Genomic DNA, 19,338 nt, shown 5'->3' with positions numbered 1-19,338 from the left:
AAATCTTGCCGCCTTCCAGCCGAGCCACCGAACGAAGGGCATGAGTCTTGGTCGCAGATCTCACATACCCGACGGCAGTCTTGGCCGGAGCCCTCTCGTTCCTGTCGCCCTGCGTCCTGCCGCTCGTCCCACCCTATCTCTGCTACATGGCCGGCGTTTCGGCCGACGACCTGAAGTCCGGCCCGGCCGTCGCCTCGACCGGCTTTGCGCGGCTGATCGGCTCGGCGGTGATCTTCGTCCTGGGGTTTTCCACCGTCTTTGTCGCGCTTGGCGCCGGCGCCAGCTCCATCGGCCTCTTCCTGCGCCAGAATCTCGACTGGCTCGGCATCGTCGCCGGCATTGCCATCATCGTCATGGGCCTGAATTTCCTCGGTGTCTTCCGCCTGTCCTTCCTCTCCCGCGAAGCCCGGCTGCAGGCGCCGGACAAGCCGCGAAGCCTCGTCGGCGCCTATCTGATGGGCCTTGCCTTCGCCTTCGGCTGGACGCCCTGCATCGGGCCGGTGCTCGGCGCCATCCTCGGTCTTGCCGGGGCAAAAGGCACGGTCGGCGAGGGCGCGACGATGCTGGCCTTCTATTCGGCCGGACTCGGCATCCCCTTCATCCTCGCCGCCGCCTTTTCCGGCGCCTTCCTGCGCTGGCTGAGCGGCTTTCGCCGCCATCTCGGCATGGTCGAAAAAGCCATGGGCGGGCTTCTCGTCGTCACCGGCGTCCTGTTTCTCACCGGCGGGATGCAGTCGATGTCCTTCTGGCTGCTCGAGACCTTCCCGGCGCTCCAGACCATCGGATGAACCATAGCGGGCGGCCCTGCTCGCGTTTTCGCTGCGCTTCATGCTAAGCGGCGGCGACATTCACCGTTGAAGTGTTCAGAGGCTTTCATGGCAAGACGCTGCCTGTCGATCATCCTCGCCGCGGGCGAGGGCACGCGGATGAAATCCGCCCGCGTCAAGGTGCTGCACGAGGTGGCGGGGCTTGCCATGGTCCGTCATGTCGTCGCCGCTGCCGGCAAGGCGGGATCGGACAGGATCGCGGTCGTCTCCGGCCGTGACAGCGAGGCGGTGATTGCCGCCGTGCGGAAGGATCGCGACGATGCCGACCATTTCGTGCAGGAAGAGCGCCTCGGCACCGGCCATGCGGTTCTCGCCGCTCGCGCCGCGATCGAGGCGGGCGCCGACGACATTCTCGTGCTCTTCGCCGATACCCCGCTGATCCGGCCGCAAACCCTGGCAAGAGCCCGCGCCTCGCTGATCGCCGGCACCGACATCTGCGTCATCGGTTTCCGCCCTGCAAATCCCGCCGGCTACGGGCGTCTTCTGGAGCGTGACGGCGAGCTATTGGCCATTCGCGAGGACAAGGACGCCAGCGACGCCGAGCGCGCGATCGACTTCTGCAATGCCGGCGTCATGGCGCTGGCCGGCGACAAGGCGCTGGCGATCCTCGATGCCATCGGCAACGACAACGCCAAGGGCGAATACTACCTCACCGACGCCGTCGAGATCGCCCGCCGCGAGGGCCTGAAGGTGCGCGCCATCGAGGCCGAGCCCTTCGAGGTGGCAGGTGTCAACAACCGCGCCGAACTCGCCGCCGTCGAGGCGACCTGGCAGGAACTGCGCCGCCGCCACGCGATGATCGAGGAGGGCGTGACGCTGATCGACCCGGCCTCGGTGGTCTTCGCCCACGATACCACCCTCGGCCGGGACGTGACCATCGAGCCGAACGTCGTCTTCGGGCCGGGCGTCAGCGTGGGGGAAGGGGCGGTGATCCACGCCTTCTCGCACCTCACCGGCGCAACGATCGCTCCCGGCGTCTCGGTCGGCCCCTTCGCCCGGCTGCGCGAGGGCACCGACCTACAGGCCGGCTCCAAGGTCGGCAATTTCTGCGAGGTCAAGAACGCCACGCTCGGCAAGGGCGCCAAGGTCAATCATCTCAGCTATATCGGCGATGCCGAGATCGGCGCCCGCACCAATGTCGGCGCCGGCACCATCACCTGCAATTACGACGGTGCGCTGAAGCATCGCACCACGATCGGCGCCGATGCCTTCATCGGGTCCGACAGCTCTCTCGTCGCCCCCGTCACGATCGGCGACGGTGCCTATGTCGGCACTGGCAGCGTGATCACCGACGACGTGCCGGCCGGGGCTCTCGCCATCGCTCGCGAGCGGCAGGTGAACAAGGAGGATCGCGGCCGCCAGATCAACGAGCGCAACCGCGCCGCCAAGGCCGGGAAGAACGGTCCGAAGCCAGCCGCAAAGGCGGACGCGAAGCCGGCGGTGAAGGCCGCGCCGAAAGCTGCGGCAAAGCCGACGGCCGCCACCGCGGCGGCCAAAGCCGACAGGCCGGCGGGCGCTGCAAAGCCGGCATCTGCCGCAAAACCGTCGCGGCCGGCCAGAACCGCCGCCAAACCGTCGCCGGCGGCGAAAAAGCAATCGTAACGTCAAGTCATCAATCGTTATTCTGCCCCGCCAGCGACCTGGGCTAAGAGCGACATATTAGGGCCGAAGCCACGACCGACCTGGTGTCGTCGCGGCCCATCGTCTTCCCGAGCCAACGGAGATCAGTCCATGTGCGGAATCATCGGCATCGTCAGCCGGGACCCTGTCGCCGAGAGGCTGGTCGATGCCCTGAAGCGGCTGGAATATCGCGGTTACGATTCCGCCGGTGTCGCCACCATCGAGGACGGCCGGCTCACCCGCCTTCGCGCCGAGGGCAAGCTCGTCAATCTCCAGAACAAGCTGAAGGCCGAGCCGCGCTCGGGCACGACGGGCATCGGCCACACACGCTGGGCGACCCACGGCGCGCCGACGGAAGGCAATGCCCATCCCCACTTTTCCGGCGGGGTCGGCGTCGTTCACAACGGCATCATCGAGAACTTCGCCGAGATCAAGCGCGAGCTCGCCGCCGAGGGCGTGAGCTTCGAGACCCAGACCGACACCGAGGTCGTCGTCCAGCTTTTGGCTAAGCTGCGCAAGGAGGGCCTGTCCCACCGCCATGCCATGCAGGCGATGCTGGAGCGGGTGACCGGCGCCTATGCGCTGGCGGTGATCTTCGAGGATCTGCCGGCAACGATCATGGGCGCGCGCAACGGCCCGCCTCTGGCCATCGGCGCCGGCGAAGGCGAGATGTTCCTCGGCTCCGACGCCATCGCCCTGTCGCCCTTCACCGACGAGGTTCGCTATCTGGAAGACGGCGACTGGGTGGTTCTGACCGGCAGCGACGCGGAGATCATGGACGGCGAGGGACAACCGGTCGACCGCCCGATCATCCGCGCCACCGGCAAGGCTCACTACGTCGACAAGGGCAACTACCGCCACTTCATGCAGAAGGAGATCTACGAGCAGCCGGAGGTTCTCTCCCACACGCTCGGCGCCTTCGTCGACATGACCACCGGCCGCACGAAGATGCCCAAGGGCCAGGACCTCGACTTCTCCAAGATCCGCCGCATCGCTTTGTCGGCCTGCGGGACCGGCTATTACGCCGCCCTTGTCGGCCGCTATTATTTCGAGCGCTATGCCCGCATTCCCTGCGATCTCGACGTCGCCTCCGAGTTCCGCTACCGCGAAAGCCCGCTCGGCGATGTCGATCTGGCGATCTTCGTCTCCCAGTCCGGCGAGACCGCCGACACCTTGGCCTCGCTGCGCTACGCCAAGTCTCAGGGCCTGAAGACCGCCGTCGTCGTCAATGTCGAGGGCTCGACCATGGCGCGGGAGGCCGACGTCGTCCTGCCGACGCTGGCCGGTCCCGAGATCGGCGTAGCCTCGACCAAGGCCTTCACCTGCCAGCTGATGGCGCTGGCAAGCCTTGCCGTGCGCGCCGGCGTCGATCGCGGCGTCGTCGACGCCGACGAAGAGCTGGAGCTGACGCGGGTGCTTGCCGAGGCGCCGAGGCTCGCCCGGGAAGCGATCCACACCGAAGAGCGGATCGAGGCTTTGTCGCGCGAGATGGCGACCAAGCGCCACGCTTTGTTCCTCGGCCGCGGCTTTTCGTTCCCGCTGGCCATGGAAGGCGCCTTGAAGCTGAAGGAAATCAGCTACATCCATGCCGAGGGCTATGCCGCCGGCGAGCTCAAGCATGGGCCGATCGCGCTGATCGACGACACCATGCCGGTGGTGGTCATCGCGCCCCACGACCGCAGCTTCGAAAAGACCATCTCCAACGTCCAGGAGGTCGCCGCGCGCGGTGGCGAGATCGTGCTTTTGACCGACGCGAGCGGCGCGGCGAACGGCCCGGTGGAAGGCTCGCGCTGCATCGTCCTGCCGAAGATGGCCGAGATCCTGACGCCGATCGTCTATGCCATCCCGCTGCAGCTTCTCGCCTATCACACGGCGATCCAGATGGGCACCGACGTCGATCAGCCGCGCAATCTGGCAAAATCCGTCACCGTCGAATGATCGTCATCGACGATCGGTTATGCTGCGTCTGCGAATGACGACTTGCTTTCGCCTTCCGGCGGAACGATGCTCGGCCTGAAAGATTCCAGTCGGAGATGATCGCCGCTTTCTGCGGCCTTGGGGTCGAAAGGTTTCCTGAAGCATGATGCGGCTCCGAAACTACTTCCTGACGGGCTTCATCGTCTGCGCGCCCCTGGCGATCACCGCCTGGATCACCTGGTCCTTCATGGGCTGGGTGGACTCCTGGGTAAAACCCTACATCCCGGCGCGCTACTGGCCGGACTCATACCTGCCCTTCGCCATTCCCGGTTTCGGCCTCATCGTCGCGCTGATCCTGATCACGCTGATCGGCTTCCTCACCGCCAACATCATCGGCCGCACCATCATCGGCTGGGGCGAGCGTCTGTTGTCGCGCACGCCGCTGGTTCGCACGGTCTACATGGCGCTGAAGCAGATCTTCGAGACGGTGCTCGCCGACCGCTCCACCTCCTTCAAGACCGCCGCGCTGATGGAATATCCGCGCAAGGGCGTCTGGTGCATCGTTCTCGTCGCGACGGATGCGAAGGGCGAAGTGGCGAGGAAGCTCTCGGACCATTCCGACGAGATGATCGCCGTCTTCCTGCCGCCGGCGCCCAACCCGACGTCGGGCTTTCTGCTCTTCGTGCCGCGCAAGGACCTCAGGATCCTCGACATGAGCATCGAGAACGCCCTGAAGCTCGTCGTCTCCTCCGGTCTCGTCATGCCGGACGAGCCGAGCGGCAAGGTCTCGCTGGACGAGGCGGCGCGGCTCGTCGAGGCCCGCCACCGCCGCGAACGCGAGATCGAGCCGGCAGCCTGACGGTGCCGGTGCGCCGCGCCGAACTTGTGGGTTTGCGTTCATGCAATCCTGGGTTAAGATTGGCCAACTTGACCTCCGCCAGTTCGGGCTCTCTCGATGTTCCGCAATTTCGCCACGGCCCTCGTCGCTTCCCTCGTCGCTTTCGCCATGCCGGACGCTCTGGCGCGGTCGAAGGCGGCGCAATGGCTGGTGAAGGAGGAGATCGCCGGCGCCTGTGAGAACGGCCGCGGCTCCATCGATCCTGCGGGCGTCATCGAACGGGACCTGAACGGTGACGGTCGCGCGGATCTGATCATCTCGCACGACGCGATCGACTGCGGCCGGGCTCGAAGCAACGCCTGCGGCATGCAGGTCTGCTCGGTGCTCTTTTTCATCCGACGTGGAGACCTTCTGGTGAAGGTTCACGAAATGCTCGGAGCCAATGTCGAAGTCCGGTCTGGGCGCATCCCTGCGATCTTCCTCAATGCCCATGGCGGCGGCGGCGGGACCGTGCGCTGGAATGGCCAGAGTTTCGATTAGAGCGCCGGGCGAAAAAGTGGAATCCGGTTTTCGATAAGCCGGCCGGCCAGATGCTGTAGTGCGGGCGGGAGTGGACTTTACCCGACGCCCATGTCAGCCGGCGCCCCGAAGATCGACCAGCCCATGCGGGCCGTGAGCCGTTCCAGCGCGATGCGACCGAGATGGGAGTTGCCCGAGGCGTCGAGCCCCGGCGACCAGACGGCCACCGACGCCTTGCCCGGCACCACCGCCAGAATGCCGCCGCCGACGCCGCTCTTGCCCGGCAGGCCGACCCGGTAGGCGAATTCGCCCGAACCGTCATAATGGCCGCAGGTGAGCATGACGGCGTTGATGCGCTTGGCGCGCTCGGCCGTGACCACGGAATTTCCCGTTGCCGGGTTCTTGCCGAGATGGGCGAGGAAGGTTCCGGCCTTGGCGAGCTGGCGGCAGGTCATGGCGATGGCGCAATGGTGGAAATAGACGCCGAGCACGTATTCGACCGGGTTCTCAATGACGCCGAACCCCTTCATGAAATTGGCCAGCGCCCGGTTGTTGAAGCCGGTGCGCTCTTCCGACGCCGCCACCGCCTGGTCGATATAGACGCTGTCGTCATCGGCGAGGAACTGCATGAAGCGCAGGATCTCCGCCAGCGCCTCGCGCGGCTTGTGGCCGGACAGGATCAAATCGGTGATGGCGATGGCGCCGGCATTGATGAAGGGATTGCGCGGAATGCCGCGCTCATGCTCCAGCTGGACGATCGAATTGAACCGGCTCCCCGAAGGCTCGCGCCCGACCCGGTTCCACAACCGGTCGCCTGCCAGACCCAAGGCGAGGGTGAGGGTGAACACCTTCGAGACGCTTTGGATCGAGAAGAACGTTGCGCAATCGCCTGCGCAGACCACCGACCCGTCGGGCAGCGCGACGGCAATGGCGAACTGGTTCGGATCGACCCGCCCGAGCTCCGGAATATAGGTCGCCACCTGCCCGCGATCGGGCCGCGCGGCCATCTCGGCGGCGATCTCGGCGACGACGGTTTCGAGGCTTTGGGAGGGCATGGGCGGTGTCCCTTCGGATCGTTGCGCGACGGGCGTCGCGCCTCGGCCTGTTCCGCCGGCGAGGACGACGCGTCGCTCACCCCCCTCTGCCCTACCGGGCATCTCCCCCACAAGGGGGGAGATCGACCACGCGCCGTCGCGGCGGCCACGCGCAGACGCTCCGACATTGCCGATGCGCAGGAAAGCGCCGTCGCCAAAACCGCCTGATCTCCCCCCTCGTGGGGGAGATGCCGGCAGGCAGAGGGGGGCCTCGCACTGCCTTGCGCAAGACGCAGCGGGTAGACAACGTTTCATCGACGCAGGACGGCCGCGACTCATTCCGCGCCGTCATTCTCGGGCCCCGTCCCGAGAATCCAGGGGCGGATGCCGCAAGGTCGGCGGCTTCCTACTTTAGCGGTTGAGACGAAACGCGCCCGACGATCTCTAGATTCTCGGGACGGAGCCCGAGAATGACGACGCGGTGTTGACGGCGCCTGTCCTTCCACGGGAGAGTCGAGGCGAAACGTCCGGGACATCGCCGGCAGGGCTACCCCTTGGCCGTTTGTCGGGCTGAGGCGTCAAATCGGATCGGAGAGGAGGGCTCACCATGCGTCTACACTTTCCGCGACGACGGTCTTCGGGTGATCTCGGTCTGGAAGGCGAACGAAGGCGAGGTGAAGCGCTATGGATGATACCTGCGACGACAACACGGATTGGAGCGAGTTTCCCGCCGCCCCGCTCGACTACGCAGCCAAGCTGAAGGCCGCGCGGGCCCGGCTTGCTGTCAGCCAGGCCGACTTTGCCGCGCCGCTTCAAGTCCCGGCCAGTACGCTCCGCATCTGGCAGCAGCGCCGGACGAAGCCGCACGCCTTGGGGCTGACGATGATCGATCTCGTCTATGACGATACGGAGGGGAGGGCGGAGCGATTGCTGGGGAAAAGGGTGGCTTGATGCTTCCGCGTCTGTCTCGTGGCGCCAGTCACTATGGTCGGCCAGCTGGATGCTCCGCGAAAGGACAACTCGGTATTACTTCGTTTCTTCTTCGAGTTTGTATCAAGGTAAGTGGCGTCCAAGAGAGCTGTGCAAACCACTCGCGCGCTGGAAATAGTGAGGCTAGCATGCTAACCACTAGCAGCGGCGGAGATGCCGTACCTGCTGGTTTCGTGCATCGTGGGTAACCCAGATCTGTCGCGGCCGGCTACCGATTTGTCAGCCCGGTAGTTTGATGTCCGCAAAGCTATCCCAGGAAAAGGCCCTCATCTTCAGAATCCTTCACCGGGACAACGTGCGTTGGCTCCTCGCCAACGGCATGCATTGCGACAACTCGGACATTCGGGACCCAAATTACGTGTCCATCGGGAACGCGGAACTGATCGGGAAGCGGCGGAACCATCCGGTGCCGTGCCCACCTGGTGGCATGCTGAGCGACTATGTGCCGTTCTATTTCACGCCTTTTTCGCCGATGTTGTATAACATTAAGACGGGATACGGAGGCATTCGTCGGCGCAGCAACTCCGAGATCGTCATCGCCGTTTCTTCGCTGCTGGACTTGCAGGCACTTGGCATGCCGTTCGTCTTCACGGACCGGCATGCCTATCTTCAAATGGCACGGTATTTCACCGATCTGAGCGACTTAACCGAGATCGATTGGACAATCCTGCGGAACCGGGACTTCAAGCGCGACCCGGACGACCCAGGAAAATTTGAGCGGTACCAAGCGGAGGCGCTCGTTCACCGCAACATGCCATGTAAAGCTCTAGCCGGCATCATGTGCTACGACGACGAGACGGTGGCTGGCGTCCAGAGGATGGTCGACCTAGGGGGACTGAAAATGCGTGTGGTCAAAAGCCCGAATTGGTATTTCTGATGATCACTTTCGCTCAAGGCAACCTTCTTGATTCGCCGGCAGAGGCACTCGTTAACACGGTCAACACGGTCGGTGTGATGGGCAAGGGTATTGCCTTGATGTTCAAGGAGGCGTTTCCTGCTAATTTCAGGGAGTATTCCGCCGCCTGCAAAAAGGGCGAGGTGGAGGTCGGGAAGGTCTTCGTCACTGAGCGCTCCGATTTTGTGAATGGCCCGCGCTGGGTCGTGAACTTTCCGACCAAGAAGCACTGGCGGCACCCGTCCAAGATGGAGTGGATCGAAGAGGGATTGAACGACCTTCGGCGCTTCCTTGTTGAGCATAAGGTTCGTTCGGTTGCGCTGCCTCCCCTCGGAAGTGGAAACGGTGGACTCGATTGGTCGCGCGTTCGTCCGAAGATCGAGACGGCGCTCGGATCGCTTCCGGACGTCGAGGTCATTGTCTTCGAGCCCACAGGAACGTATCAGAATGTAGCGAAGCGCGCGGGTGTGGAGAGGTTGACCCCGGCCCGCGCACTGGTGGCCGAACTCGTTCGCCGCTACTGGATCCTCGGCATCGAATGCACCCTCCTGGAGATTCAGAAGTTAGCCTATCTCCTCGAACGCCAGATTGAAATTTCCGGCGCCGCAAACCCCCTAAATTTAGACTTTCGCGCGCACCGCTACGGGCCGTACGCCCTAAAGCTCGGTCACCTCCTCAATGGACTCGACGGTAGCTATTTGCACTGTGCGAAGCGAATTGCGGATGCTGACCCCTTCGAAGTGATTTGGTTCGAGGACTCCAAGAAGGATAAAGTTGCGACTTACCTTGCCATTGAAGGCAAGGCCTATCGTGCCGCTTTGGAGGCGACGGCCAGAATGATCGATGGTTTTGAGTCTCCGCTCGGCATGGAGCTTCTAGGGACTGTCGACTGGCTCTTGAAGCAAGGCGCAAAACCGGAGGTCTCGGCTGTCCGCGAAGCGCTTAGGAGTTGGGATGGCGGCGAGCAGGCAGCCCAGCGGAAACTCAATCTCTTCGACGAGCGACTCATCTCGCTCGCACTGAGGCGGCTGACGGTTCACGGCAGGTGACGGGCAAATTTCTGATCATAGTTCGCTGCACTAACCCGACCGCAGCAACCTTACCGCCTCATCCTTCCCGAACAGATACAGCAGCCCGCGCAGTGCCTCCCCGCGCTCGCCCCTCAGTTCCGGGTCCGTCGCCAGCACCAGCCGTGCGTCGTCGCGCGCCACCTCCATCAGATCCGCATGGTGCTCCGTCCTCGCGATGCGGAAGAAGGGGAGGCCGGATTGCTGGGTGCCGAGGAGGTCGCCTTCGCCGCGGAGTTTCAGATCTTCCTCGGCGATGCGGAAGCCGTCTTCGGTTTCGCGCATGACCTTGAGGCGGGCGGCTGCCGTCTCGCCCAAAGGGCCGCGATAGAGGAGGACGCAGGCGGAGGGCTTGTCGCCGCGGCCGACGCGGCCGCGCAGCTGGTGGAGCTGGGAGAGGCCGAAGCGCTCGGCGTGTTCGATGACGATGATGGTGGCCTCGGGCACGTCGATGCCGACCTCGATGACGGTGGTGGCGACGACGAGGCGCTTTTCGCCGCGCTTGAAGGCGCCCATGACGGTGTCCTTCTCCTCGGCGTTCATGCGGCCGTGAACGACGCCGACGGTCTCCCCGCCGAACACCTCGGCGAGCTGGCGGCCGCGCTCCTCGGCGGCCATCAGGTCGCTCTTGTCGCTTTCCTCGACGAGGGGGCAGACCCAGTAGACGCGTTGGCCGCCAGCAATGGCGTTGCCGATGCGCTCGACCACCTCCGCGATGCGGTCCGTCGGCAGCGCCACGGTGGCGATGGGCTTGCGGCCTTTCGGCTTTTCGGAAAGGCGCGAGACCTCCATGTCGCCGAAGGCGGAGAGGACGAGGGTGCGCGGGATGGGCGTCGCGGTCATGACGAGGAGATCGGCGCCGCGGCCCTTCTTCGTCAGGGACAGGCGCTGGTGGACGCCGAAGCGGTGCTGCTCGTCGACGATGACGAGGCCGAGGTCCTTGTAAGTGACGTCTTCCTGAAAGAGGGCGTGGGTGCCGATGACGATATCGGTGGCCCCGTTCGCGATGGCCTCCAGCTTGGCGGCCCGCGCCTTGCCATTGTCCCGGCCGGTGAGAAGGGTCATCGACAGGCCGGCGGCGTCTGCGAGCTTCGAGAGCCCGGCGAAATGCTGGCGGGCGAGGATTTCCGTCGGGGCGAGCAGCGCCGACTGGCAGCCGGAGCCCGCCGCCACCGCCATTGCCATCAGCGCGACGACCGTCTTGCCGGCGCCGACGTCGCCCTGCAGGAGCCGCAGCATGCGATCGGGCGCGGTCATGTCGGCGGCGATCTCGGCAAAGGCCTGTTCCTGGCCTGATGTCAGCGCGAAGGGTAGGGCGGCGCGCACCTTGGCGAGCCGGCCGGCTGGATCGGTCAGCGCACGGCCGGGGACGGCCTTCTGGTTCTGGCGCGACAGGGCGAGGGCCAGCTGGCTCGCCAGATATTCGTCATAGGCGATGCGGCGCCAGGGGGGGCTTTCGGGCGAGATGTCTGCGGCGTCTTCCGGATCGTGCAGGCGCTTCAGGGCTTCGTTGAAGGCCGGGAAGCTCTGGCTCCTGACGACCGAGGGCTCGATCCATTCGGCAAAGGCGGGCACGCGCTCCAGCGCCTGGCCGATCGCCTTGCGCAGGACCTTGCCCGACAGCCCCGCCGTCATCGGATAGACCGGCTCGACGAGGCTCATCGTCTCGGCCCGCTCGAGGCTGGCGACGAAGTCCGGATGCACCATGGACGGCCGGCCGTTGAACCACTCGACCTTGCCGGAGACGATCATCGTCTCGCCGACGGGCAGGAGGTTCTCCATCCAGGCCGGCTGCGCCCGGAAATAGGTGAGCGCGATCTCGCCGGTCTCGTCCGTCGCGAACACCCGGTAAGGCACCGACTTCTGCGCCCGGCCGGGGGCCTGATGCCGGTCGATGCGGACGGTCAGGGTGACGATCGCGCCTTCCGGCGCGGTGGCGATCTCGGCGCGCTTGCGCCGGTCGACGAGGCCGGTCGGCAGGTGGAAGATCAGGTCGCGGATGCGCAGCGTCTCGCCGGGGCGGACCAGCAGCGTCTGCAACAGGCCGGCGAGCTTCGGCCCGACACCGTCGAGGGTCGTCACGGCGGCAAAGAGCGGATCGAGGAGGGACGGGCGCATGGGGCGGGATTTGACCGGATCGCGCCGTCTTTGCAAGCGGGTGGACGCCGCACGGGGCGATCGCTCGAAGGCATGCGCCGTCGGAGAAGCATCGATCTCCCCTCTTGTGGGGGGTCCGAAGGACGGGCGAGACCCCTGGCTCGCCCCGGATGCCGGCAGGCAGAGGGGGGCGACGCCGCGCCATCCTGTCCCGACGCCGGCGCCATACCCCCCTCTGGGTTGCCACCCATCTCCCCCACAAGGGGGGAGATCGAAGCGTCATTGGCGGCGCTTGCCTTTGGTCGACCGCCGTGGGCCCCCCGCCGCATGGGCGCGAGCCCGCCGGTTCACGCGGCCTGCGCGAGCGGCTGCGCCCTCCAGAAGAGCGTCAGGCCGCGGCCGACGAAGAGGCCGCCAAACAAGCCGCCGAGGGCCGCGTGCATGGTGGGAACCTCGGGACGTGCCGTCAGGGCGGGGTCGAGGCTCGACAGGACACCGAAGCCGTAGTCGATCACGAACAGCGCCAGAACGGCGACGAGGGGCAGAAGGTCTCCGCCGATCGCGACCTTGCCAGGAGCGTCCTCGACGGGGTGGACGGGCAGCTGCCGCGCACGGAGGAAGGCGAGGCTCGCCCCTGCCGCGACGGCGAGAACCCAGACGGCGACGGCGAGGTGTCCGGCGGAGCCGCCGGCGAACAGCACATAGGCCGAGACCGCGAAAAGCGCCAAGGGCCGGACCAGCAGCCGGCGGACGGAAACGGTTCGCGGCCGGCTGGACGACAGGCCGAGGGCGACGCAGAGGACGAGCACCAGCCACACCCAGAACGGGGTTCCGGCGACGATGTCGAGGATGCTATGGGGCATTGCGGATCTCCTGTGAAACGGGGTTCAGGGGCCGGCTCGCATCGGCGACGGCGGCTCGCGGGTTGCCCGGAGATCGCCGGAACGGGCGCTGCCTTCCAGCGCGTCTTCGTGAGAGGGAGCACAGCTTTCGTGAATTGGCCGGATGTCCCGTCCACGCTTCGCCAATGGCGCGAGGTGATCCGTTTGCCTCTGTTCTTCGGCATCGTCGGCGCTGTGGCGGTGATCGTTTCCGTCGGAGCGATCGAACCCGGCGAGACACTCGCCCACCTTCCCGGCCTTCTGGCCGTGAACGCTCTTAAGGGCGCCGCGAGCGCGGCGACGGCGAGCCTCTTCATCGTCTTCTTCTCGCGGGCGCTGGAAGGCTGGATCCGCTCCCGGCCGCTGCGTTTCGCGCTTGCGGGGCTTTTTGCCTCGCCGGCGGTCGTCGCAGTGGTGGTGGCGGTCGAGGTCGTGGTCCGCAAGGACACGATGTCGGCGGCGCTTTTCGGCAAGATCGCCCTCGACGTCGTGGTGACGGTGACGGCGATCGCGGCCCTCGTCGGGTTGCGGCCGGGGCGCGAGGGCGACGCCGGCGAAACGCCGGGCGCCGGAACGAACCGCGACGAGCCTTCGCCGGCGGGCCCACAGGACCGGACGACCGCGCGCGACAATCCGTTTCTCAAGCGCCTGCCGAAACGGCTCGGCACCGATCTGCACCATCTCTCCATGGCCGATCACTATGTCGAGGCCCATACGGCGGCGGGCCACGCGCTGGTGCTGATCCGCTTCTCGGATGCGCTGGCCGAACTCTCGGAGATCGACGGGCTGCAGCTCCACCGCTCCCACTGGGTCGCCCGCCACGCGGTCCGCCGCGTTTGCCGGCAGGGTCGCAATCTCGTCGTCGAGACGATCGACGGGGCGAAGCTGCCGGTCAGCCGCTCGTTTCAGGGCCGGGTCCGCGAGGGAGGTTTTCCGGGCGGCGAGGACGGGTAGACGCGCGGAGCACTAACCCCTACATCTCGTGGCAAATTCTGACACGTGACAAAACAGGCGCCATCCAGACGGGTGTGGCCGTTTTGGCGCGTTTTCATCGGCAAAATGGCGATCTTCCCATGACAGGCATGCAGCGCTCATCGAGCGATCTCGACATTCGCCGCCGCAAGGCGCTTTTCCGCTCGTGGCATCGCGGGATCCGGGAGATGGATCTCGTGCTCGGCCAGTTCGCCGATGCGCGTATTGCCGAATTGAGCGACGAAGAGCTCGACGATTACGAGCAGCTGATGGAAGCGCCCGATCGCGACATCTTCTCATGGCTGACCGGAGAGGCGGAGACGCCCGGCAATTTCGACACGGCCGTGTTCCGGCAGATCCGGGAGTTTCATGTCGGTGAGACCCCCGGTGGGCTGTCGGTCGGGGCGGAGAAGGCCAAGTGAGCCTGCCGGACAAGCTGAAGAAGACGCTCGAACATGACCGCGCGGTGGATATCGGCGGCGTGGTGGAAGGCTCTGAGGCCTTCGTCCTCGCCGACGTCGCGCGCCAGCGCGCCAAGAAGCGGCCGCTGGTCTTCGTCATGCGCGACGGCAGCCGGATGCCGGAGGTGGAAGAGGCGCTGAAATTCGTCGCGCCGGAGCTGCCGGTCCTCACTCTGCCGGCCTGGGATTGCCTGCCCTACGACCGCGTCGGCCCGTCTTCCGAGGCGGCGGCGCGCCGGCTGGCGGCGCTGGCGTCGCTTGCTGCCCTGCGCGAGGCGCCGCATCGGGCGGTGATCCTGACGACGGCGAATGCGCTTTTGCAGAAGATGCCGCCGGCCGAATTGCTGGCGGAAGAGGCAATCTCGGTCGGTGCCGGCGGACAGATGCCGATGGAGCGGATCGTGACCGCACTGACGCGGGGCGGCTTCGAGCGGGTCTCGACGGTGCGCGAGCGCGGCGAATATGCGGTGCGCGGCGGCATTCTCGACGTCTATGCGCCGGGCGCCGAGGAGCCGGTGCGGCTCGACTTCTTCGGCGATACGCTGGAGACGGTGCGCGCCTTCGATCCGGCGAGCCAGCGGACGACGAAGCAGCTGAAGCGCTTCGAACTGTCGCCGGTCTCGGAGGTGTCGCTGACCGAGACGACGATCAGCCGCTTCCGCTCGAACTATATCAAGCGCTTCGGCGCCGCCCAGCGCGGCGACGCGCTGTATGAATCGATTTCGGAAGGCAAGCGCTTCGCCGGCATGGAACACTGGCTGCCGCTCTTCTACGAGCGGCTCGACACGCTGTTCGACCATTGCCGGGGCTTTGCCTTCGTTCTCGACCATCTGACGATGGAAGCCGTCGCCGAGCGGCGGACGCTGATTGCGGATCACTATCAGGCGAGGAAGCGCCAGAGCGGCGAGACCGGCGGCGAGGGCGGGGTGCCCTACAATCCGGTGGAGCCGGATGCACTCTATCTCGACGAAGACGAGCTCGCCGGCGGCCTTGCCAGCGCCGAGCCGGTGCGATTTTCGGCCTATGGCGTCTCGGACGTTCTCGGCCGCCAGGCCTTCAATCTCGACTATCGGCGCGGCCGCAACTTCTCCACCGAGCGCACCGCGGAGGGCGTCAACGTCTTCGCCGAGGCGGTCGATCATGTCGCCAAGCTGCGCGCATCGGGGCAGCGGGTGCTCCTCGCCGGCTGGACGGAAGGCTCGCGCGACCGTCTGACCCAGGTGATGGAGGAGCACGGGCTCGGCTCGATCAAGCCGGTGGAGAATCTGAAACAGGTTCGCGAGGCGCCGAAGAACTTCGTCGTCACCGCCGTTCTGGGCCTTGAGGCAGGCTTCGAGAGCGACGATCTCGTCGTCGTCGCCGAGCAGGACATTCTCGGCGACCGGCTGGTGCGACGCGGCCGCAAGCGGCGCAAGAACTCCGACTTCATCTCGGAGGTCTCGGGCCTCGACGAGGGCGACATCGTCGTCCATGTCGATCACGGCATCGGCCGCTTCGTCGGGCTGAAGACGATCGAGGCGGCGGGCGCGCCGCATGACTGCCTCGAACTGCGCTATCACGGCGACGACCGTCTGTTCCTGCCGGTCGAAAACATCGAGCTTCTGTCGCGCTATGGCGGCGAGGGCTCCGAAGCCATGCTCGACCGCCTCGGCGGCGGCGCCTGGCAGGCCCGCAAGGCCAAGCTGAAGAAGAAGCTGCTCGACATGGCGGGCGGCCTGATCAAGATCGCCGCCGAACGCGAGATGCGCGGCGCGCCGCGGCTGTTGCCGCCGGAAGGGCTTTGGGACGAGTTCGCCGCCAGGTTCCCCTATGAGGAGACCGAGGATCAGCTGGGCGCGATCGATTCGGTCACCGACGATCTCGCCGCCGGCAAGCCGATGGACCGCCTCGTTTGCGGCGACGTCGGCTTCGGCAAGACGGAGGTCGCGCTGCGCGCCGCCTTCGTCGCGGCGATGAACGGGCTGCAGGTGGCCGTCGTCGTGCCGACGACGCTGCTCGCGCGCCAGCACTACAAGACCTTTTCCGAGCGGTTTCGCGGCCTGCCGATCCAGGTCGGCCAGGCCTCGCGGCTGGTCACGGCGAAGGAGCTGTCGAACGTCAAAAAGGGCATTTCGGAAGGGACGCTCGACATCGTCGTCGGCACCCATGCCCTTCTCGGCAAGGCGGTGAACTTCAAGTCGCTCGGCCTTCTGATCATCGACGAGGAGCAGCATTTCGGCGTCAAGCACAAGGAGCGGCTGAAGGAGCTGAAGTCGGACGTCCACGTCCTGACGCTGTCGGCGACGCCGATCCCGCGCACGCTGCAACTCGCCCTGACCGGCGTGCGCGAACTGTCGCTGATCACCACCCCGCCGGTCGACCGCATGGCGGTGCGCACCTTCGTATCGCCCTTCGACGCCATGGTGGTGCGCGAGACGCTTTTGCGCGAGCGCTATCGCGGTGGTCAGAGCTTCTATGTCTGCCCGCGCGTCTCGGACCTCGCCTCGGTGAAGGAGTTCCTCGACACCCATGTGCCCGAGCTGAAGGTCGCCGTCGCCCACGGCCAGATGGCGGCGGGCGAGCTCGACGACATCATGAACGCCTTCTACGAAGGCCAGTACGACGTGCTTCTGGCGACGACCATCGTCGAATCCGGCCTCGACATCCCGACGGCGAATACCCTCGTCGTCCACCGCGCCGACATGTTCGGCCTCGCCCAGCTCTACCAGATCCGCGGCCGCGTCGGCCGGTCGAAGCAGCGGGCCTATGCGCTGTTGACCCTGCCGGCCAACAAGACGCCGACCAAGGGCGCCGACCGGCGGCTCAAGGTGCTGCAGTCGCTGGACACGCTGGGAGCGGGCTTCCAGCTCGCCTCCCACGATCTCGACCAGCGCGGGGCGGGTAATCTTCTCGGCGACGAGCAGTCCGGCCACATCAAGGAGGTCGGCTTCGAGCTCTACCAGCAGATGCTGGAAGAGGCGGTCGCCGAAATGAAGGGCACGGAATCCGAGACGAACGGCCAATGGTCGCCGCAGATCACGCTCGGCACCGCCGTGATGATCCCGGAGAGCTATGTCCCCGACCTGCAGCTGCGCATGACGCTCTACCGCCGGCTTGCCGATCTCGGCGACGCCCGCGAGATCGATGGCTTCGGCGCCGAGCTGATCGACCGCTTCGGGCCGCTGCCGAGCGAGGTGGAGCATCTGCTCAAGGTGGTGTTCATCAAGGCGCTCTGCCGCAAGGCCAATATCGAGAAGCTGGATGCCGGGCCGAAGGGCGTCGTCATCCAGTTCCGCGACAAGACCTTTGCCAATCCGGCGGCGCTGGTGCGCTATATCGGCGAGCAGGGGGCCTCGGCGAAGATCCGGCCGGACCAGTCGATCGTGTTGATTCGCGACTGGCCGACGCCGGAGAAGCGCCTGAACGGCGCGGCGACCATCGCCACCAATCTCGCCCGCTTCGTCGACGAGGGGCAGAAGCAGGCGGCTTAAAGAGCCTGGCGCTGGAATGGGCCAGCGCCGTCCGGCGCGTCAGAAGGCGCCGCCGTTGCGATAGGCATTCTGCGCAGCGGCGACACTTGCCGGGCCGGCGGCGGCGCTCGCTTCGCTGCCATCGCTCGACGTCGCGGCGGCGATCAGGTCCGTAGAGGCCTTTGCCGCAAGACCCTCGAGCTGCATGCGGCTGCGTATCGCATTGGCATTGGCGACCCGCTCCTCGGCTTTCGCCTTGAGCTCTTCGATGTAGCTCGGCGTGATCGCGGGCGAACGGCTGGCTCCGGCGAGCGAGGCGCGAAGCTCTTCCGGCGCAGCCGAAGATCTTCGCGTTGACGGCGAGGAGGCGGCGGAGCCTTGCGTATGGTCAGCCGCCGGGGATCCGACTGAGTTGAACTGGTAGGTCATCGTTACCAAAATGATTCCCGCGTCGATCTTTCCGGCAGAGGGTGCAGGAAAGATGTTTCGGGGGGCCTTGCATGAACGGGACGATTTTAACCATCCGGCCCCGGCTCACGCGTACTTGCGTCCGGGGATATGAGATTGCGCGATGCGCTGCTTGCGCGCATTTGTGCCGATGAAGTCATTCGTCGCGCACCGTTCGCCGCCCGCAGGCCCGATTTATTCTCCCGGACCGGCAGGCCGCCAGACGCCGCCCATCGCCGACCGGGCGCTTGACCGGCGATTGTGAAGGGGCCGCCAAGTGGCTTATAGGAGCGTGGAAAAGCGGCTGCGGCCGCGGTTACGGTTTTTTCGAACTTCCCGTTCTTACGTGCAGCGTTTCCTTCCCTTCTTTCCGGCCGTCTTCGTGCTGCTCTGGTCGACCGGCTTCATCGGCGCGCGCTACGCGATGCCCTATGCCGAACCGTTCACCTTTCTTTCGATACGCTTTGCCCTCGCGCTGGCACTGCTTTTCGTGATGGCGTTTGCGACCGGGGCTGCCTGGCCGCGCCCGCGGCTCGCCGCCCATTCGATGGTCGCCGGCAGCCTGATCCACGGCGTCTATCTCGGCGGCGTCTTCTTCGCCGTCCGCCATGGCTTGAACGCCGGCGTCGTCGCGCTGATCGTCGGGCTGCAGCCGATCCTCACCGCGATCATCGCGGCGCCGGCGCTCGGCGAGACGATCCGCCCGCGCCATGCGCTGGGGCTTTTCCTCGGCCTTGCGGGCGTGACGCTGGTGATCTTGCCGAAGCTCGGAGCGGGCGGCGACTATCACTTCGTCAATGTCGCGCCGGCCTGCCTCTCGGCGCTCGCGATCTCGGTCGGCACGATCTGGCAGAAGCGATTTGCCACGGGTATCGATGTTCGCACCGGTACCGTCTTTCAGTATCTCGGCGCCCTGATCCCCAGCTTCGCACTCGCCGTCCTGACCGAGACCATGGCCGTCAAGTGGAACGGCGAGGTCGTCTTCGCGCTGGCCTGGCTGACGGTCGTCCTCTCGATCGGGGCAATCTTTCTGATGATGATCCTGATCCGCGAGGGAGCCGTCTCCAAGGTCGCTTCGCTGATGTATCTGACGCCGGGCGTCACCGCGGTGATGGCCTATCTCCTGTTCGGCGAGACGCTGACGCCGATCCAGCTTGGCGGGCTGCTTCTGACGGGCGTCGGCGTCGCGGCGGCGATGGGGCGGGTCGGAACCAGCCGGGCGATCGGCAGGTCTGGCCACTGACGCGAATGTCGCGGCGGGTACGGTTCGCTAGAACGGCGGGCCGGCTTATATGATCTGTGGAAGACCTCTCGTTTCCAAGCC

Annotated in this window: 16 protein-coding genes; 12 read left to right on the top strand and 4 right to left on the bottom strand. The window is 66.0% G+C overall.

All coding sequences use genetic code 11. The annotated features are described in order from the left end of the window. The first annotated feature begins 47 nt into the window (after positions 1–47). From J6595_RS00625 to J6595_RS00605, 5 genes are all read left to right on the top strand, one after another. Positions 48–788, top strand: coding sequence for a cytochrome c biogenesis CcdA family protein (locus J6595_RS00625; protein WP_209592495.1), 741 nt, complete (start codon positions 48–50; stop codon positions 786–788). Between the two features lie 87 nt (positions 789–875). After that, positions 876–2,429: a bifunctional UDP-N-acetylglucosamine diphosphorylase/glucosamine-1-phosphate N-acetyltransferase GlmU gene (glmU, locus tag J6595_RS00620; RefSeq protein WP_209592494.1), complete on the top strand. Its 1,554-nt coding sequence runs from the start codon at positions 876–878 to the stop codon at positions 2,427–2,429. Positions 2,430–2,558: 129 nt separating this feature from the next. After that, positions 2,559–4,385, top strand: a complete 1,827-nt coding sequence (gene glmS, locus J6595_RS00615; protein ID WP_209592493.1) for a glutamine--fructose-6-phosphate transaminase (isomerizing) — start codon at positions 2,559–2,561, stop codon at positions 4,383–4,385. A 142-nt stretch (positions 4,386–4,527) separates the two neighbouring features. After that, a complete protein-coding gene (locus J6595_RS00610) occupies positions 4,528–5,223 on the top strand; it encodes a DUF502 domain-containing protein (protein ID WP_209592492.1) in 696 nt (231 codons plus the stop codon). Between the two features lie 96 nt (positions 5,224–5,319). Then, on the top strand, positions 5,320–5,742 hold the full coding sequence (locus J6595_RS00605; RefSeq protein ID WP_209592491.1) for a hypothetical protein: 423 nt from the start codon (positions 5,320–5,322) through the stop codon (positions 5,740–5,742). Between the two features lie 77 nt (positions 5,743–5,819). On the opposite strand, the gene J6595_RS00600 is transcribed toward J6595_RS00605, so the two are convergent. After that, positions 5,820–6,776, bottom strand: coding sequence for a glutaminase (locus J6595_RS00600; protein ID WP_209592490.1), 957 nt, complete (start codon positions 6,774–6,776; stop codon positions 5,820–5,822). A gap of 663 nt (positions 6,777–7,439) precedes the next feature. On the opposite strand from J6595_RS00600, the gene J6595_RS00595 reads away from it, so the two are divergent. The 3 genes from J6595_RS00595 (at position 7,440) to darG (ending at position 9,689) form a co-directional block, all read left to right on the top strand. Further along, the gene (locus J6595_RS00595) at positions 7,440–7,706 is read left to right on the top strand and encodes a helix-turn-helix domain-containing protein (RefSeq protein WP_209592489.1); all 267 of its coding nucleotides are present in this window, start codon (positions 7,440–7,442) and stop codon (positions 7,704–7,706) included. Between the two features lie 274 nt (positions 7,707–7,980). Further along, positions 7,981–8,622: a type II toxin-antitoxin system toxin DNA ADP-ribosyl transferase DarT gene (darT, locus tag J6595_RS00590; protein WP_209592488.1), complete on the top strand. Its 642-nt coding sequence runs from the start codon at positions 7,981–7,983 to the stop codon at positions 8,620–8,622. Continuing rightward, positions 8,622–9,689 (top strand): type II toxin-antitoxin system antitoxin DNA ADP-ribosyl glycohydrolase DarG, encoded by a 1,068-nt coding sequence (gene darG / locus J6595_RS00585; protein WP_209592487.1) that lies wholly within the window; start codon positions 8,622–8,624, stop codon positions 9,687–9,689. The genes darT and darG overlap by 1 nt, the downstream gene beginning before the upstream one ends. A 30-nt stretch (positions 9,690–9,719) precedes the next feature. Here the strand turns inward: darG and recG are convergent, their stop codons facing one another. Then, positions 9,720–11,825, bottom strand: a complete 2,106-nt coding sequence (gene recG / locus J6595_RS00580; protein ID WP_209592486.1) for an ATP-dependent DNA helicase RecG — start codon at positions 11,823–11,825, stop codon at positions 9,720–9,722. Positions 11,826–12,151: 326 nt separating this feature from the next. Next, a complete protein-coding gene (locus J6595_RS00575; RefSeq protein ID WP_209592485.1) occupies positions 12,152–12,667 on the bottom strand; it encodes a DUF6622 family protein in 516 nt (171 codons plus the stop codon). A gap of 129 nt (positions 12,668–12,796) precedes the next feature. Here J6595_RS00575 and J6595_RS22800 point away from each other — a divergent pair, with 129 nt between their 5' ends. The 3 genes from J6595_RS22800 (at position 12,797) to mfd (ending at position 17,588) form a co-directional block, all read left to right on the top strand. Then, positions 12,797–13,639 (top strand): LytTR family DNA-binding domain-containing protein, encoded by an 843-nt coding sequence (locus J6595_RS22800; protein WP_209592484.1) that lies wholly within the window; start codon positions 12,797–12,799, stop codon positions 13,637–13,639. Positions 13,640–13,758: 119 nt separating this feature from the next. After that, a complete protein-coding gene (locus J6595_RS00565; protein ID WP_209592483.1) occupies positions 13,759–14,079 on the top strand; it encodes an FAD assembly factor SdhE in 321 nt (106 codons plus the stop codon). Further along, the gene (gene mfd, locus J6595_RS00560) at positions 14,076–17,588 is read left to right on the top strand and encodes a transcription-repair coupling factor (protein ID WP_209592482.1); all 3,513 of its coding nucleotides are present in this window, start codon (positions 14,076–14,078) and stop codon (positions 17,586–17,588) included. Before J6595_RS00565 ends, mfd begins: the two co-directional genes overlap by 4 nt. A gap of 39 nt (positions 17,589–17,627) precedes the next feature. Here the strand turns inward: mfd and J6595_RS00555 are convergent, their stop codons facing one another. Then, on the bottom strand, positions 17,628–18,005 hold the full coding sequence (locus J6595_RS00555; RefSeq protein WP_209592481.1) for a hypothetical protein: 378 nt from the start codon (positions 18,003–18,005) through the stop codon (positions 17,628–17,630). Between the two features lie 355 nt (positions 18,006–18,360). Between J6595_RS00555 and J6595_RS00550 the strand changes: the two genes are divergently transcribed. Further along, a complete protein-coding gene (locus J6595_RS00550; RefSeq protein ID WP_342453055.1) occupies positions 18,361–19,257 on the top strand; it encodes a DMT family transporter in 897 nt (298 codons plus the stop codon). Positions 19,258–19,338 lie beyond the last annotated feature (81 nt).

Source organism: Jiella mangrovi (assembly GCF_017815135.1).
In the GTDB taxonomy this organism is placed as follows: domain Bacteria; phylum Pseudomonadota; class Alphaproteobacteria; order Rhizobiales; family Rhizobiaceae; genus Jiella; species Jiella mangrovi.
The sequence above is the reverse complement of the archived record's forward strand: the minus strand, read 5'-3'. Positions and strand labels throughout refer to the sequence as shown.

Bases quoted from the DNA above. Each gene is read 5' to 3' on its own strand.
- glmS (WP_209592493.1), top strand. From the start codon at position 2,559: ATGTGCGGAATCATCGGCATCGTCAGCCGGGACCCTGTCGCCGAGAGG.
- darT (WP_209592488.1), top strand. From the start codon at position 7,981: ATGTCCGCAAAGCTATCCCAGGAAAAGGCCCTCATCTTCAGAATCCTT.
- J6595_RS00600 (WP_209592490.1), bottom strand. From the start codon at position 6,776: ATGCCCTCCCAAAGCCTCGAAACCGTCGTCGCCGAGATCGCCGCCGAG.
- J6595_RS00595 (WP_209592489.1), top strand. From the start codon at position 7,440: ATGGATGATACCTGCGACGACAACACGGATTGGAGCGAGTTTCCCGCC.
- darG (WP_209592487.1), top strand. From the start codon at position 8,622: ATGATCACTTTCGCTCAAGGCAACCTTCTTGATTCGCCGGCAGAGGCA.
- J6595_RS00605 (WP_209592491.1), top strand. From the start codon at position 5,320: ATGTTCCGCAATTTCGCCACGGCCCTCGTCGCTTCCCTCGTCGCTTTC.
- J6595_RS00575 (WP_209592485.1), bottom strand. From the start codon at position 12,667: ATGCCCCATAGCATCCTCGACATCGTCGCCGGAACCCCGTTCTGGGTG.
- glmU (WP_209592494.1), top strand. From the start codon at position 876: ATGGCAAGACGCTGCCTGTCGATCATCCTCGCCGCGGGCGAGGGCACG.
- J6595_RS00565 (WP_209592483.1), top strand. From the start codon at position 13,759: ATGACAGGCATGCAGCGCTCATCGAGCGATCTCGACATTCGCCGCCGC.
- J6595_RS00610 (WP_209592492.1), top strand. From the start codon at position 4,528: ATGATGCGGCTCCGAAACTACTTCCTGACGGGCTTCATCGTCTGCGCG.
- recG (WP_209592486.1), bottom strand. From the start codon at position 11,825: ATGCGCCCGTCCCTCCTCGATCCGCTCTTTGCCGCCGTGACGACCCTC.